The 14,576-nt window shown below is 57.9% G+C and carries 11 protein-coding genes; 5 read left to right on the forward strand and 6 right to left on the reverse strand.

Annotation, left to right across the window (positions count from 1 at the left end; all coding sequences use genetic code 11):
• Positions 1 to 87: 87 nt before the first annotated feature.
• Positions 88 to 1,530 (reverse strand): xylulokinase, encoded by a 1,443-nt coding sequence (gene xylB, locus ABIB18_RS14370; protein ID WP_354474594.1) that lies wholly within the window; start codon positions 1,528 to 1,530, stop codon positions 88 to 90.
• Positions 1,531 to 1,547: 17 nt separating this feature from the next.
• Positions 1,548 to 2,870 carry a xylose isomerase gene (gene xylA, locus ABIB18_RS14375; protein WP_031376156.1) on the reverse strand — a complete coding sequence of 441 codons (1,323 nt, stop codon included), beginning with the start codon at positions 2,868 to 2,870 and terminating at the stop codon, positions 1,548 to 1,550.
• Positions 2,871 to 3,216: 346 nt separating this feature from the next.
• On the opposite strand from xylA, the gene xylF reads away from it, so the two are divergent.
• The 5 genes from xylF (at position 3,217) to ABIB18_RS14400 (ending at position 10,211) form a co-directional block, all read left to right on the forward strand.
• Entirely contained in the window at positions 3,217 to 4,209 is a 993-nt protein-coding gene (gene xylF, locus ABIB18_RS14380) for a D-xylose ABC transporter substrate-binding protein (protein ID WP_069728653.1), read from the forward strand.
• A gap of 28 nt (positions 4,210 to 4,237) precedes the next feature.
• Positions 4,238 to 5,758, forward strand: a complete 1,521-nt coding sequence (locus tag ABIB18_RS14385; protein WP_354474596.1) for a xylose ABC transporter ATP-binding protein — start codon at positions 4,238 to 4,240, stop codon at positions 5,756 to 5,758.
• On the forward strand, positions 5,751 to 6,935 hold the full coding sequence (gene xylH / locus ABIB18_RS14390) for a xylose ABC transporter permease XylH (protein WP_031376154.1): 1,185 nt from the start codon (positions 5,751 to 5,753) through the stop codon (positions 6,933 to 6,935). Before ABIB18_RS14385 ends, xylH begins: the two co-directional genes overlap by 8 nt.
• A gap of 92 nt (positions 6,936 to 7,027) precedes the next feature.
• Positions 7,028 to 8,206 (forward strand): D-xylose utilization transcriptional activator XylR, encoded by a 1,179-nt coding sequence (gene xylR / locus ABIB18_RS14395; protein WP_354474598.1) that lies wholly within the window; start codon positions 7,028 to 7,030, stop codon positions 8,204 to 8,206.
• A gap of 553 nt (positions 8,207 to 8,759) precedes the next feature.
• Positions 8,760 to 10,211, forward strand: coding sequence for a sugar porter family MFS transporter (locus ABIB18_RS14400; protein ID WP_031376152.1), 1,452 nt, complete (start codon positions 8,760 to 8,762; stop codon positions 10,209 to 10,211).
• Between the two features lie 31 nt (positions 10,212 to 10,242).
• Here the strand turns inward: ABIB18_RS14400 and ABIB18_RS14405 are convergent, their stop codons facing one another.
• The 4 genes from ABIB18_RS14405 to dnaT all read right to left on the reverse strand — a co-directional run bounded on the left by ABIB18_RS14405 (position 10,243) and on the right by dnaT (position 14,483).
• Positions 10,243 to 11,376 carry an ROK family protein gene (locus ABIB18_RS14405; RefSeq protein WP_354474600.1) on the reverse strand — a complete coding sequence of 378 codons (1,134 nt, stop codon included), beginning with the start codon at positions 11,374 to 11,376 and terminating at the stop codon, positions 10,243 to 10,245.
• Positions 11,377 to 11,504: 128 nt separating this feature from the next.
• Entirely contained in the window at positions 11,505 to 13,016 is a 1,512-nt protein-coding gene (locus ABIB18_RS14410) for a sodium:solute symporter family protein (protein WP_031376150.1), read from the reverse strand.
• 190 nt (positions 13,017 to 13,206) lie between these two features.
• Positions 13,207 to 13,947, reverse strand: coding sequence for a replicative helicase loader DnaC (gene dnaC, locus ABIB18_RS14415; RefSeq protein WP_031376149.1), 741 nt, complete (start codon positions 13,945 to 13,947; stop codon positions 13,207 to 13,209).
• Positions 13,947 to 14,483 carry a primosomal protein DnaT gene (gene dnaT, locus ABIB18_RS14420; RefSeq protein WP_031376148.1) on the reverse strand — a complete coding sequence of 179 codons (537 nt, stop codon included), beginning with the start codon at positions 14,481 to 14,483 and terminating at the stop codon, positions 13,947 to 13,949. Before dnaT ends, dnaC begins: the two co-directional genes overlap by 1 nt.
• Between the last annotated feature and the right edge of the window lie 93 nt (positions 14,484 to 14,576).

Here is a 14,576-nt window from a genome sequence, read left to right on the forward strand (position 1 = left end):
CGGCTGTGATGCTACCGGCCGGTAAACGGATAAGCGAAACGCACCGACACGGCGGTTACCGGCCAGCGCGTCGGGGTTTGTCGCGGTTTAGTGCATTAACGGCAGCAGTTGCTGATACAGCGCGGCAAACGTCTGCCGCAGCGGCTGGTAATGCGCCCTGCGCGCGCTGTCCGGCTGGTGGCGTTGCACCAGGGTAAGCGTCGGTGCCGCAGCCTGACCATCCAGCGCCAGCTGCGCCAGCCTGGCCGCGCCGAGTGCCGGTCCGACCTCACCACCGTGGCAGTAATCGAGCGTCTGACCGCTGATGTCCGCCAGCATCTGCCGCCACATCGCACTGCGTGCGCCGCCCCCGATCAACATAATACTTTTTGGCTGCACGCCGCATTCATGCAGCACATCCATCCCCTGCGCCAGCGCAAATCCCACGCCTTCCAGCACCGCCCGCGCCAGTTCCGGACGACCATGCTGGTGGGTAAAGCCAAAGAAAGCGCCTCTGGCGTTGGGATTGTTGTGCGGCGTGCGTTCGCCGGAGAGATAGGGTAAAAACCACAGCGGCGGCACGTCATCGCGCGCCCGCGCCGCCTCATCCAGCAGTGCCGGTACATCGTGACAGCCGGTCAGTTCAGCCGCCCAGTCGAGGCAGGAAGCGGCGCTGAGCATCACCGACATCAGATGCCAGCGCTGCGGTAAGGCATGACAGAAACTGTGAACGGCGCGCTGAGGATTACTCAGATAGCCCTCGCTGACCACAAAGTAGACGCCGGAGGTGCCCAGTGAGAGCATGCCCTGACCCGGCTCAGTCATGCCAACGCCGACCGCGCCCGCCGCATTATCGCCACCGCCCGCCGCCAGCGGCACCGGATTCATTTTCCAGCGCGCCGCCAGGGCAGCATCCAGCGTGCCGGTTATGGCATTGCCCTCATACAGTTGTGGCATCTGCTCACGACTGAGATCGCAGGCGCGCAGCATCTCATCGCTCCAGTCTCGCCGCGCCACATCCAGCCACAGCGTGCCTGCCGCATCTGACAGGTCGGTGGCGAAGTCACCGCTCATCCGCCAGCGCAGGTAATCTTTTGGCAACAGCACCTTCGCGATCTGACTGAAAATGACCGGTTGGTGTTGCTGCACCCACAGCAGCTTGGGCGCCGTGAAACCGGGCATCATCAGGTTGCCGGTGATCGCCCGGGCGTCCGGCACCTTCTGTTCCAGTTCACGGCACTGCGCCTCACTACGCCCATCATTCCACAGTATCGCCGGACGCAGAACGCGGCCGGCGCTGTCCAGCAGGGTCGCGCCATGCATCTGGCCGCTCAGCCCGATCGACTCAACGGCGCGCAGATCGTGCTGCCCGCTCAGCGCCTGCATGGCGTGGTCCAGCGCCTGCCACCAGCTTTCGGGATCCTGTTCGCTCCACAGCGGCTGTGGACGTGAAACCTGCAGCGGCGCTGTTTCTGTCGCCTGCACCTGGCCGGCGGCATCCACCAGCACCACTTTGACGCCAGAGGTGCCTAAATCGATCCCGATAAACATGTTCTGCTCCTGAGCCTTTAGAAATCAAACAGATAGTGATTCACCAGGTTTTCCAGCTGCTCCTGGCGTCCGCTCTGATGTTGCGGATTCAACTGCTGTTGCTGAGCATGCGCCGCCAGCGTGGCCAGTGAAAACTCGCCTTTCAAAATTTGCTGGCCGAACTCACCATTCCAGCCGCTGTAACGCTGTGCCACGCGCTTATCCAGCTCGCCGTCGTCGATCATCCGGGCCGCGACTTTCAGCGCCAGCGCCATGGTATCCATCGCGCCGATATGGCCGTAGAACAGATCGTATTTGTCGGTGCTCTGGCGACGCACTTTGGCATCAAAGTTTAAGCCGCCGGTGGTAAAGCCGCCCGCCTTGAGGATCTCATACATCACCAGCGCATTCTCCTCCACGCTGACCGGGAACTGATCGGTGTCCCAGCCACACTGCGCGTCGCCGCGGTTGGCATCGACCGAGCCGAAAATGCCCAGCGCAATGGCGGTAGCTATTTCGTGGTGGAAAGAGTGACCGGCCAGCGTGGCGTGATTGGCCTCGACGTTCACTTTGATCTCTTTCTCCAGACCGAACTGTTTGAGGAAGCCATACACCGTGGCGACGTCGTAGTCGTACTGATGCTTGGTCGGTTCCTGCGGCTTCGGCTCAATCAGCAGTGTGCCCTGGAAACCGATTTTGTGTTTGTGCTCAACCACCATCTGCATAAAGCGGCCAATCTGCTCGCGCTCCTGGCGCAGATCGGTATTCAGCAGAGTTTCATACCCTTCGCGGCCGCCCCACAGCACATAGTTTTCACCGCCAAGGGTTTTGGTGGCCTGCATGGCGCTGCACACCTGAGTCGCGGCCCAGGCGAAGACCGCCGGATCGGGATTGGTCGCCGCGCCCGCGCCGTAGCGTGGATGGGTAAAGCAGTTCGCCGTGCCCCACAGCAGCTTCACCCCGGTCTCCTGCTGCTTCTCCAGCAGCTTATCGGTCATGATGGCAAAATTGTCCTGATAGCTGCGCAGCGAATCGCCTTCCGGCGAAACATCCACATCATGAAAGCAGTAATAAGGCACGTTCAGCTTGTGAAAGAACTCAAAGGCGACGTCCGCTTTTTGCTTCGCCAGCTGCAGCGCATCACCATTTTTTTGCCATGGGCGATCAAACGCGCCGACGCCAAACATATCCGCTCCGTTCCAGCAGAAGGTATGCCAGTAGCAGGCCGCAAAGCGCAGATGTTCCGCCATGGTCTTGCCGAGGATCACTTCGTCAGGATTGTAATGACGAAACGCGAGAGGCTGAGTCGATTTGGTTCCTTCGTAACGGACGCGATCGATCTGATCGAAATAAGCGTGCATGGTTTGCTCCTTAGCATCGGGACCCGAATGGTCTGCATTGAAGCGATATTTGATATTGGCTGTCGGCGCGGCTCAATTACGATATTTCACACTGCGTATCAGATAATTATTATTTGTGCGCTGGCTCGCAAAATAAAGCTGATCTCAGCGCGGTTATTGCCGGATCTCTTGCTCAGTCCGAAAAAGATGAAATATCGATCGCGCTCATAAAAAAAGAAATAAACCAAAAAACGTAATGGCCGGATAAAAATCAGTAATTGATGTAACGGGAAAATCAGGGCAACAATTCATCCGCCTGGTTCATGGGCCTGCAACGACAATAGCCTCAACCTACAGGATAAACGCAATGAAGATGAAACATGCGCTGTTAGCCGTCTGCGCTGCGCTGGCTCTGTTCAGCCAGACCAGCGTGGCCAAAGAAGTGAAGATCGGCATGGCAATTGATGATTTACGTCTGGAACGCTGGCAAAAAGACCGCGATATTTTCGTGAAGCAGGCGGAATCGCTGGGTGCGCAGGTGTTTGTCCAGTCGGCAAACGGCAATGAAGAGACCCAGATGTCGCAGATTGAAAATATGATCAACCGCGGCGTCGATGTGCTGGTGATTATTCCCTATAACGGCCAGGTGCTGAGTAACGTGGTCGCCGAAGCGAAACGTGAAGGGATTAAAGTACTGGCCTACGACCGGATGATAAATAACGCTGACATCGATTTTTATATCTCGTTTGATAATGAAAAAGTGGGTGAGTTGCAGGCCGAAAGCATTGTGAAACAGGTGCCTAAGGGCAACTACTTTTTAATGGGCGGTTCCCCGGTAGATAATAATGCCCGCCTGTTCCGCGCCGGCCAGATGAAAGTATTAAAACCCTTTATCGATAATGGCAGCATTAAAATTGTCGGCGATCAGTGGGTCGATGCCTGGCTGCCGGAAAACGCTCTGAAAATTATGGAAAACGCGCTGACCGCCAACGGTAACCATATCGATGCGGTTGTGGCGTCTAATGATGCTACCGCCGGCGGGGCGATTCAGGCGCTGAGCGCCCAGGGACTGGCCGGCAAAGTGGCGATCTCCGGCCAGGATGCTGACCTGGCGGCCATCAAACGGATTAAAGCCGGCACCCAGACCATGACGGTATACAAGCCGATCACCGAACTCGCCACCGAAGCAGCAAAAATCGCAGTCGAACTGGGCGATGGCAAAAAGCCGGCCAGCAACAGCACGCTGAACAACGGACTTAAAGAGGTTCCATCGCGGCTGCTGACCCCGATTCAGGTCAACAAAGACAATATCGAAAGCACCGTGGTGAAAGACGGTTTCCACAAACAGAGCGAACTCTGACCGCGCCTGGCGTGAGGGAGAACAGTCGATGCTGCTGGAAATGAACAATATCACCAAGCGTTTCGGCGCGGTGAAAGCGCTGAATGATGTCAGCCTGCAGCTGGATGCGGGCGAAGTGATGTCGCTGTGTGGCGAAAATGGCTCAGGTAAATCGACCCTGATGAAAATCCTCTGCGGGCTCTATCCGCACGGTGATTTTGACGGCCAGATTTACTTTGCCGGCGACAAAATAGAGGCGCAGACCATTCGTGATACCGAGCGCAAAGGGATTGTGATCATCCATCAGGAGCTGGCACTGGTGCGGCAACTGACGGTGATGGAGAACATTTTCCTCGGTGCCGAGCTGGGGCGTTTCGGCATGGTTGATGATGAAACCATGACGCTGCGCTGCCAGCAACTGCTGGCCCGGGTCGGGCTGAACGTCTCTCCCGCCGCGCGGGTCGGCGATTTGGGCCTCGGTCAGCAGCAGCTGGTGGAGATCGCGCGTGCGCTTAACAAGCAGGTCCGGTTACTGATCCTGGATGAGCCGACCTCCTCACTGACCGAACAGGAGACGGAGGTGCTGCTCGGCATTATCCGTAACCTGCGTGAACACGGCATCGCCTGCATCTACATCTCCCACAAGCTGAACGAGGTCAAAGCTATCTCCGATACCATCTGCGTCATTCGCGACGGTCAGCATATCGCCACCCGCACGGCAACCGGCCTGAGTGAAGATGACATCATCACCATGATGGTCGGACGCGAGCTGACCGCGCTCTATCCCCATGCGCCGCATCAGATTGGCAATACGGTGCTGAAAGTCGAGAACCTCACGGCCTGGCATCCGGTTAACCGGCATATTCGCCGCGTCAACAACGTCTCCTTCAGCCTGAAGCGCGGGGAAATTCTCGGCATCGCCGGGCTGGTCGGGGCGGGCAGAACCGAAACCGTGCAGTGCCTGTTCGGGGTCTGGCCGGGACGCTGGCAGGGCGATATCTGGATCAACGGCAAGCCGGTCAGGATCACCGATTGCCGCGCCGCCATTGCACACGGCATCGCCATGGTGCCGGAAGACCGTAAAAAAGATGGCATCGTGCCGCTGATGGCGGTGGGAAAAAATATCACCCTCGCGGCGCTGGATCAGTTCAGCCACCGGCTTTCCACCCTCGATGAAGCGCAGGAACAGCAGGCGATCAACGCGGCGATTACCCGTCTGCGGGTGAAGACTTCCTCCTCTGAATTACCGATTGGCCGGCTGAGCGGCGGCAATCAGCAGAAAGCGATTCTGGCGAAGTGCCTGCTGCTTAACCCGCAAATCCTGATTCTGGATGAGCCGACGCGCGGCATTGATGTTGGTGCACGTCAGGAGATCTACCTGCTGATCAATGCGCTGGTGCAGCAGGGGATCGCGGTGATTGTGATTTCGTCCGAGCTGCCGGAAGTGCTGGGCCTGAGCGATCGGATACTGGTGATGCATGAAGGGCAAATTAAAGCTGATTTGATCAACGATAACCTGACTCAGGAGCAGGTGATGGAAGCCGCCCTGCGGAGTGAACATTATGCTTAAGAGTGAAAGTACCCAAAGTGGCCTGTCAGGAACCCCGGGCAAGCCGTCGCCCGGCAAATTCCCGCTGCCTAATCTCCAGGTGCTGGTGATGCTGGGAGCGATTGTGCTGATTGCCCTGTTCTTTACCTGGACCACCGATGGCGCGTGGCTCAGCCCGCGTAACGTTTCCAACCTGCTGCGACAGACCGCGATTACCGGCATTCTGGCGGTGGGGATGGTGTTTGTGATTATCTCGGCGGAGATCGATCTGTCGGTCGGCTCAATGATGGGATTACTGGGCGGCGCTGCGGCAATTTTTGACGTCTGGCTGGGCTGGCCGCTGCCGCTGACCATTGTGGTTACCCTGGTGATGGGACTGCTGCTGGGGACCTGGAACGGCTGGTGGGTCGCCTATCGCAAAGTGCCGTCATTCATCGTCACGCTGGCGGGGATGCTGGCCTTTCGTGGCATCCTGGTGGGGATCACCGATGGCACCACGGTTGCGCCAATCACGCCGGGCATGTCGCAGATCGGCCAGAGCTACCTGCCGGGCGGCGTCGGTTTCGGCTTTGGTTTCGCCGGTCTGGCGCTGTTTATGCTGTGGCAATGGCGTTTACGCCTGCGCCGTCAGCAGATTGGACTGGCCCAAAGCCCGGCCAGCGGCACCGTGGCACGTCAGGCGATTACCGCGATACTGGTGCTGGGCGCGATCTGGTTGCTGAACGATTATCGCGGCGTACCGACCCCGGTATTACTGCTCGCCCTGCTGTTGCTGGCCGGGATGTTTATGGCGACCCGGACCGCTTTTGGCCGACGCATTTACGCAATCGGCGGCAATATCGATGCGGCGCGACTGTCAGGGATTAACGTGGCGCGTACCAAACTGGCGGTGTTTGCGATTAACGGCGTGATGGTGGCCATTGCGGGTCTGATCCTCAGTTCGCGGCTGGGTGCCGGTTCGCCTTCGGCTGGCAACATTGCGGAACTCGACGCCATCGCCGCCTGTGTGATTGGCGGTACCAGCCTGGCCGGTGGGGTTGGCTCGGTAGCCGGTGCGGTGATGGGGGCATTTATCATGGCTTCACTGGATAACGGCATGAGCATGATGGACGTGCCGACCTTCTGGCAGTACATCGTCAAGGGTGCCATTCTGCTGCTGGCGGTGTGGATGGATACCGCCACGCGGCGTCGGGTGTAATCGCGTGGAGGATCACATTGTGGCGCAAACCATTTTTATGCCCCTGTCAGCCGTGCTATGCAATGCGCTGAGCATTTAAGGGAATCGCCACCATGCATGATAAACGTTATCGCATTACCTTGTTGTTTAACGCTAACAAGGTGTATGACCGTCAGGTTGTTGAGGGCGTCGGGGAATATCTACAGGCGTCGCAAACCGACTGGGACATTTTCATTGAGGAGGACTTCCGCTGCCGCATCGACAATATTCGGGAGTGGCTGGGCGACGGCGTGATCGCCGATTACGACGATCGCTCAATCGAAACCCTGCTGTCGAATGTGCCGGTGCCGATCGTCGGCGTTGGCGGCTCATATCACCGACAGGAGGATTATCCGCCGGTGCATTACATCGCCACCGATAATGCCGCGCTGGTGGAGCGGGCGTTTATGCATCTCAAAGAGAAAGGCATCAACCGCTTTGCCTTTTACGGTTTGCCGGCCTCAAGCGGCAAGCGCTGGGCGCAGGAACGGGAACAGGCATTTCGTCAGCTGGTGATGCGGGAGCGCTATCAGGGGGTGGTCTATCAGGGCATGGAGACCGCGCCGGAAAACTGGCAGCACGCTCAGAACCGGCTCGCCGACTGGCTGCAGACGCTGCCACCGCAAACCGGCATTATCGCCGTCACCGACTCACGGGCGCGCCATCTGCTGCAGGCCTGTGAGCATCTGAAAATTCCGGTGCCGGAAAAGCTGGCGGTTATCGGCATTGATAACGAAGAGCTGACGCGCTATCTGTCGCGCGTCGCGCTCTCATCGGTGGCGCAGGGCTCGCGGCAAATGGGTTACCAGGCGGCCAAACTGCTGCACCGCCTGCTGGATAAGCAGCCGCTACCGCTTCAGCGCATCCTGGTGCCGCCGGTCAAAGTGATCGCCCGTCGCTCTACCGACTTCCGTTCGCTGCGCGATCCTGCCGTCATTCAGGCGATGCATTACATCCGCTTTAACGCCTGTAAGGGCATTAAGGTGGAGCAGGTGCTGGATGCCATCGGCCTGTCGCGATCCAATCTGGAAAAACGGTTTCGCGATGAAACCGGCGACACCATTCATGCGATGATCCACCGTGAAAAGCTGGAAAAAGCCGGCGAACTGCTGGCATCGTCGTCACTCAATATCAATGAAATCTCGCAGATGTGCGGTTATCCGTCCCTGCAGTATTTCTATTCGGTCTTCAGGAAAGGGTACGACACCACGCCGAAAGAGTATCGCCAGCTTTATGGTGAAAACGTGTTGTAGCCGTGGGGCCAGGCCGGTCCAGGTGATACTGGCCGACCGCTCGCCTCTAAATCCTATCGTTCATAAAAGCGGCGGGATGGAAATTATATTTCATCCGCCGGACAAAACCGACTCATCGGACCAAAGTCAGGCCAGCCGCCGACAGGGTGAATGGCATGGAATACTCATTATAACCTTATAAATCATCGGATTAATAAGTAACTTTTCCCCTCTCATCCTGTAGGCGTTTTTACGCCTCCCCCAGGCTTTCAGGCTGCTGTCAGCGGAAAAAATGTCGCTCGGCCAGCCCGCTGCCGTTGAGAAAAAACGGGCTCAGGCAGCATATTGCTGTTTATTATCCTGATTAATAACCCTTTTTATGATGGTTTTACCTCAGCGCCTCCACAAAATTTTCGAACCCCGCTCACATTTCCGAAAGAATTAATCCAAATTATCTGATTTAGAAAATATATTTCACTGGTGCTTGATCGCTGAAGCCCGTAAGCCTCTGACAACTATGCCCCCTCTTTCTGAACCGTTTCGGTTCAGGCAGTAGAGAACAGGAGCCTGAAAAATGGAAACCCGGCAAAAACGCTACAACATGAAATATGTCATGCTCTGTTGCACCGTCGCCGCCTTTGGCGGTCTGCTGATGGGCTATGACTCGTCGATTATCTCCGGCGCCATCGAACCGCTCAGTGACTATTTTCAGCTCACCCCGGCAGAAACCGGCTGGGCGGTATCAAACATCCTGCTGGGCAGCCTGGTCGGCTGTTTTATTGCGCCAAAGCTCAGTGATAAATTCGGCCGCAAAAAATCGCTCGCGATTACTGCGCTGCTGTTTACCGCCTCGGTGGTTGGCACCGCAATCGCCCATAACTTTTTCACCTTTGTCGCGTTCCGTATCCTGGGCGGCCTGGCGATTGGTCTGGCGTCAGTGATCTCGCCGATTTATCTGGCGGAGCTGTCGCCGTCGAAATTTCGCGGCCGGACCAGCGCGCTCTACGCTGTCTGCTGCGTTGGTGGTCAATCGGTGGTGCTGCTGACTAACTATTTCATCAACAAATCGATGTTGCCCGAGGCGATGGTGGATATCGGCTGGCGTTACATTCTGGCTACCGCGCTGGTGCCCTGTGCGCTGTTCATCTTTTTCATTGCCTTTATCCCGGAATCACCACGCTGGAACGTGCTGAAAGGCAAAGATAAAGAAGCGCTGGATACCCTGAGCAAAATCTCTAACCCGGCGCACGCCGAGAGCGTATTCAATGAGATTAAGCACTCGTTTTCTGATGAAGCCGCCAGCCGCCATAAAGCCCGCTTCCGTCTGAATAAAACCACGCTGCCGCTGTTGATCATCGGTATTGGTCTGGCAGTCGGTAATCAGATCAGCGGCATCAACGTGATTCAGTATTTCGGCCCGACGCTGCTGAAAAATGTCTCCGGCAGCACCGATTCGGCGCTACTGCAGACTTTCTGGCTGTCAGTCTGCCAGTTTGTCGGCGTGCTGATGGGGATGGCGCTGATCGATAAGGTCGGACGGCGTAAGCTATTGCTGCTGGGGGCGATCACCTCTGCCATTTTCCTCGCCTATACCTTTATCGCGTTCTATTACCGCCTGCCGGGTCTGCTGGCGGTGGTGGGATTGTTTGCCTATATGGTGTTCTTTGGTATGACCTGGGGACAGATTGTCTGGACCGTGCTGGGCGAGCTGTTTCCCACGGAAATCCGATCAATCTGCGTCGGCATCTCAATCTGTGCCATGTCGGTGGCGAACTTTATTATCAGCACCACCTTTCCGATTCTCAACAGCAACACCGTGCTGCTGGAGATGTTCCACGGCGGCTTCCCGCTGCTGCTGTTCGCGCTGTTTTCGCTCGGCATGTACTTCTTCACCTTCCGCTACCTGCCGGAAACGGCCGGAATGCCGCTGGAGAAAATCCACGCACGCGTACTGGAGAAGTTTAATATCGACCCACGCGAAGCGGACGAGACGGTTAGCGTGCCGGTAAGTGACGTCCGATCATAAAAAGGCAGCACTCGCTGCCTTATCTGGCGGGTTAACCGACCCGCTGTTCGGCCTGCTCAATCACCGCCAGCGCCAGCCCATTGGCCGGATCGATGCGGTTTTCAAGGAAAAGCAGCTGGGTATGGGCGGCGGTAAAGGCGAGGGCGCTGGCCTGGGTGGTATCGCGCACCGCCTTGCAAAAGGCCGGGCTGGCGCTCCACGGACAATCGATCATGATGGTCGCCGGATTGAGCAGCAGCATGATCTGACTCAGCGCCGCACCCAGATAGCTACCAGCCTGCGCCATCACCTCATCCACTATTCGCGGTGCGCTGTCGCGGTTCTGCCAGCTCAGGCCGGGCTGGCGCTGCGCCAGCTGCTGTTGCACTGCCGGCTGGCTGATTAACGCCTCAAGGCAGCCCCGTCGGCCGCAACTGCAGCGCGGGCCGTCAGGCTGAACGGTCAGGTGGCCCGCCTCACCGGCGGTCCAGCTGTGTCCGGTAAAAACTTCGCCGTGCTGCACCTGCGCCCCACCAATCCCCTCTGAGATGCGCAGATAAAAGTGGCCGCTGTCGACGGAGAGCCCGCGCTGCTGTACTGCCAGCAGCGCAGCGGCCTTTACGTTGTTCATGATGCGGATCGGTAGCCGTACCTGCTTCCGCAGCGCGGTCAGCAGATCCACTTCCTGCCAGTCGAGGTGTGATGAGAGATGCATCCAGCCGCGCCGGGGATCAACGATGCCGGGAAAGCCGAGGCCTATCCCCAGCAAATCGGGGTAGCGCTCGGCCAGCTCACGACACAGCATCGCCAGCTCAGCCAGCAGCCGGGTTGGGTTTTCAGTGTCGGTACGCAGCGTCTGTTCGGCCAGTACCTGAGAAAAGTAGTCGCAGACCCGCCAGTGAATCACATTGCGTTCCACCATTACGCCTGCGCTCTTCAGCTTCTCCGGGCGCAGGGTAATCTCGATTTTAGGGCGTCCTGCCGCTGCCACGCTGACCGGTCCCAGCTCCTCAATTAACTCCTGCTCCAGCAAATCATCAATGATCAGTGAGACGGTATTTTTGCTGAGCGATAAGGTCTGGGCCAGATCCTGGCGCGAGGTGATGCGCAGTTTTCGCAACTGCGTCATGACCCGCTTTTGGTTGTTAAGTCGCAGTAACGCGGGACCTTTTCCGTTCGCTTTCATGGCGAATTCACCCACCAGAGGAGAAAGAATTCAGTGTATCAGCCCGTACGTATTCGTCATCCCACACTTTTGCGTGCTATTTCACACAACCAGGCGAGATCCGGCCGATCGGTCGGCGTCTGAGCGGCTTAACTCAGGGTTTTATGCCGCCAGACCGCTTTCGGCGATGCCGAACGATCCTGATTAAGCGCGCTCAGCAGCACATCGACCTGTGGGCTGACGGGCGAGCGACGCAGCCAGCCGAGCAGGGTAAACAGCAACAGCGAGGACAATACCGGTGCCGCCACCTGAGTCGCCAGGCTGGCATCGTCAATCACAAACCGCACGAAGAAGAAGGTCCCGACGCCTGCCGCCCAACTGACCAGCGCTGCGGTGCTGCCAGATCGACGGAAAGCGGGCAGCAAACCCAGCAGCATCGGGATCGATATCGGCCCGACCAGCCCGCCAAACCAGATAACCAGTAGCGACAATACGCCGCCGAACCGGCTGGCATTCAGGGCAATCACCAGGGTGGTGATAATAAACAGGAAGGTGGTGCAGCGTGCCACCCGTAGCGAACTCTGGCCGCGAGGAAAGGCACGCGGCCAGATGGCGGGCAGAATATCGCGGGTCACCACCGCCGTAATGGCGTTGGCGTCAGACGAGGTCATTGAGAGGGTATGGGTGAACATCGCAACCAGCATCAGCCCGATCAGCCCGTCAGGCAGTAACTGCATCGCCATCAGCGACCAGGCGCGTGACGGGTCGGCCAGATTGGGAAACAGCAGCGGTGCAGCCCACATCGGCCAGAACAGCACCAGCGGCCAGATCAGGTAGAGGGCGGCAGAGAGCAGTGCCGCCTTGCGCGCTTCGCGTCCGTCCGGTGCGGCAATAAACCGCTGCGCCAGGTTCCAGGTTCCGCCGTTGTAGCTCAGGGTGTAGATCAGCAGGTAGGCAAAGATAAAGCCAGTGGTGTAAGGACCTTGCACAATCTGAAGGTGGCTGGCCGGCAGCCGATCCCAGATAGTCAACAGCGCGCCGATGCCGCCGAGCTGAAGTCCAACCGCCACCAGCATCACAATGGCGGCGACAAACTGCACGATGAACTGACCAAAATCGTTGCAGGCATCGGCCCACAGTCCGCCGATCACGCTGTAAAACAGACTTAATCCGCCTGCAATGCAGATGCCGAACAGCGGGTCGAGACCGGTGAAGACGTTGATAATCACCGCGATGGCGGCCCATTTGGCCCCGACATCTACCGTTTTCAGCAGCACGCCGCTGCACGCCAGCACCATCTGGGTCGGCAGGTTATAGCGGGTCAGCAGATACTCGGTGGGGGATTCAATCTGCATGTAACGACGCAGCCTGGCCCAGCGCGGGGCAAACAGCGAGGAGCCGATCAATACCGCCAGCGAAATAGGCAGCGCCCACCAGAACCAGATCGTAATGCCCATGTTGTAAGCCACCGCGCCGTAGGCAACAAAAACCGCGGCGCTGTAGCCAGACATATGATGGGAAACGCCGGAGAGCCACCAGGGCATCCGGCCACCGGCAGTAAAGAAGTCACGGGTATTGCCGACCCTGCGCATCGCCCACAGCGTGATCAGCACAATCATCAGCGCGTAGAGCGCTATTACAGCGTAATCGAGCAGGCTCATGGCTGACTCCACCGGGTCACTCGCCTGTCCGGCAATCCGGCGGCGCAGCGCGGGAGGCAGAACAACAGCAGGGTGACTGAAAACGAATCGATCCGGCGGCGTTACGCAGGCTAAGCGCAGAGGTGACGCTCAGCCGTGTGGGTAGTCCGGCGGGCAATACAGCAGGCTGCCCGCCGCAGCGGGCAGGGTATTAATATTCGTCGCCACGCACCCGGCTGCGATAACTTTCCCAGTCGAAGCGCACCCACAGGCTGTTGCCGAGGCGCATCCGGTCCATGACGCGTTCGCCAAGCAGGGTGTTCATCTCATTTGGATTAAGGTTGGTTAACATGCCGGTTGGGCGCTTCGACGAGGAGCGGCGATCGACAATCTGGTTGATGATCACTTTTTCGTAGCGGGATTCGCTCTGCATGCCGATCTCATCAATCACCAGCAGGTCAACGCTGCTGAGATCCTGAAGCAGTCGCTCTTCAGTAATGCCGCTGCTGCCGCTGAAGGTGCCCTTCATGCTCGACATCAGATCGGCGACCGTCACAATCAGCACGCTTTTACCGCGCAGGATCAGGTCGTTGCCAATTGCGGCTGCCAGATGATTTTTACCGGTGCCGGGGCGGCCCGAAAAGACAAAGCTGGCGATGCTACCCTCGAATTCGGCCGCATACTGTCGCGCTTGTTCCAGTGCCTTACGCTGGCCTTCATTTTCGACACGGTAGTTGTCGAAAGAACAGTTAATATGCAGTTCGCGAATACCGGATCGGCCCATAATGCGCTGCATTTTCATTGCGCGATTCTCACGCACGATGGCTTCAGAGCGCAAACGGCCTTGTTCCTGGTTCCAGGCCAAAAGTTCTTCACCATTAGTGAACTTTGGTCGGGTACCTGCGGGCATCATTCTTTTCAGGCGACTAAAGAGATCGTTTGGCGTTTTCATTATTCACCTCGGAAACCATCGGGAATATCGTAGTCAGTACTGCTGATTTGAGTGATATCGCGCTTCGGTTGCCCGCCGTTGGCGGCACGGTTCATCTGGATGCTTCGCGCCAGCTTTTGTTGCCACTGAACATGGTGAAACAGCCGGCCCTCTGCCTGCCAGTAGGCGACGAAAGCAGCCAGCTCGCTGGCAGTAACCGGTTCGCTGAGCGCCACGCCCCAGATGGCGGCCTGGCGGGTAAAATCTGCGTCTGGCTGCCAGCCAGCATACATCGCGAACTTACCAACCGGCGCAGAGATTGCCGCAGGCGCATCGTCATACAGGCTGTCATCCAGCGCCACATCATTTGGCTGTCGGGCAGCGGCTTCCAGCGCCAGTAACTGCGCCAGACGCGCCGGGGTGATGGCGTACATCACCGGCGCGTAATCCTCTAATACCGCCAGCGTACCGTTTTCCGCCTGTTGCAGCGCGGTCAGCGGGTCCTGACGGAAGGCATCCAGGCCAATGAGCGTTGAAGTTAAGATTTTGACTGACATGAAAAGACCTGAGGTTAACGAACACCTTGCGCCGGGGCCGTGCCGCCGACGCAGAAGTGTTTATTGTACCTTTTTTAACGTTGCGGATCGCTC

This window comes from Pantoea sp. UYEF8 (assembly GCF_040546285.1).
GTDB classification, from domain to species: domain Bacteria; phylum Pseudomonadota; class Gammaproteobacteria; order Enterobacterales; family Enterobacteriaceae; genus Pantoea; species Pantoea brenneri.

Bases quoted from the DNA above. Each gene is read 5' to 3' on its own strand.
- dnaC (WP_031376149.1), bottom strand. From the start codon at position 13,947: ATGAAAACGCCAAACGATCTCTTTAGTCGCCTGAAAAGAATGATGCCC.
- dnaT (WP_031376148.1), bottom strand. From the start codon at position 14,483: ATGTCAGTCAAAATCTTAACTTCAACGCTCATTGGCCTGGATGCCTTC.
- xylB (WP_354474594.1), bottom strand. From the start codon at position 1,530: ATGTTTATCGGGATCGATTTAGGCACCTCTGGCGTCAAAGTGGTGCTG.
- ABIB18_RS14405 (WP_354474600.1), bottom strand. From the start codon at position 11,376: ATGAAAGCGAACGGAAAAGGTCCCGCGTTACTGCGACTTAACAACCAA.
- xylF (WP_069728653.1), top strand. From the start codon at position 3,217: ATGAAGATGAAACATGCGCTGTTAGCCGTCTGCGCTGCGCTGGCTCTG.
- xylR (WP_354474598.1), top strand. From the start codon at position 7,028: ATGCATGATAAACGTTATCGCATTACCTTGTTGTTTAACGCTAACAAG.
- ABIB18_RS14400 (WP_031376152.1), top strand. From the start codon at position 8,760: ATGGAAACCCGGCAAAAACGCTACAACATGAAATATGTCATGCTCTGT.
- xylA (WP_031376156.1), bottom strand. From the start codon at position 2,870: ATGCACGCTTATTTCGATCAGATCGATCGCGTCCGTTACGAAGGAACC.
- ABIB18_RS14385 (WP_354474596.1), top strand. From the start codon at position 4,238: ATGCTGCTGGAAATGAACAATATCACCAAGCGTTTCGGCGCGGTGAAA.
- ABIB18_RS14410 (WP_031376150.1), bottom strand. From the start codon at position 13,016: ATGAGCCTGCTCGATTACGCTGTAATAGCGCTCTACGCGCTGATGATT.
- xylH (WP_031376154.1), top strand. From the start codon at position 5,751: ATGCTTAAGAGTGAAAGTACCCAAAGTGGCCTGTCAGGAACCCCGGGC.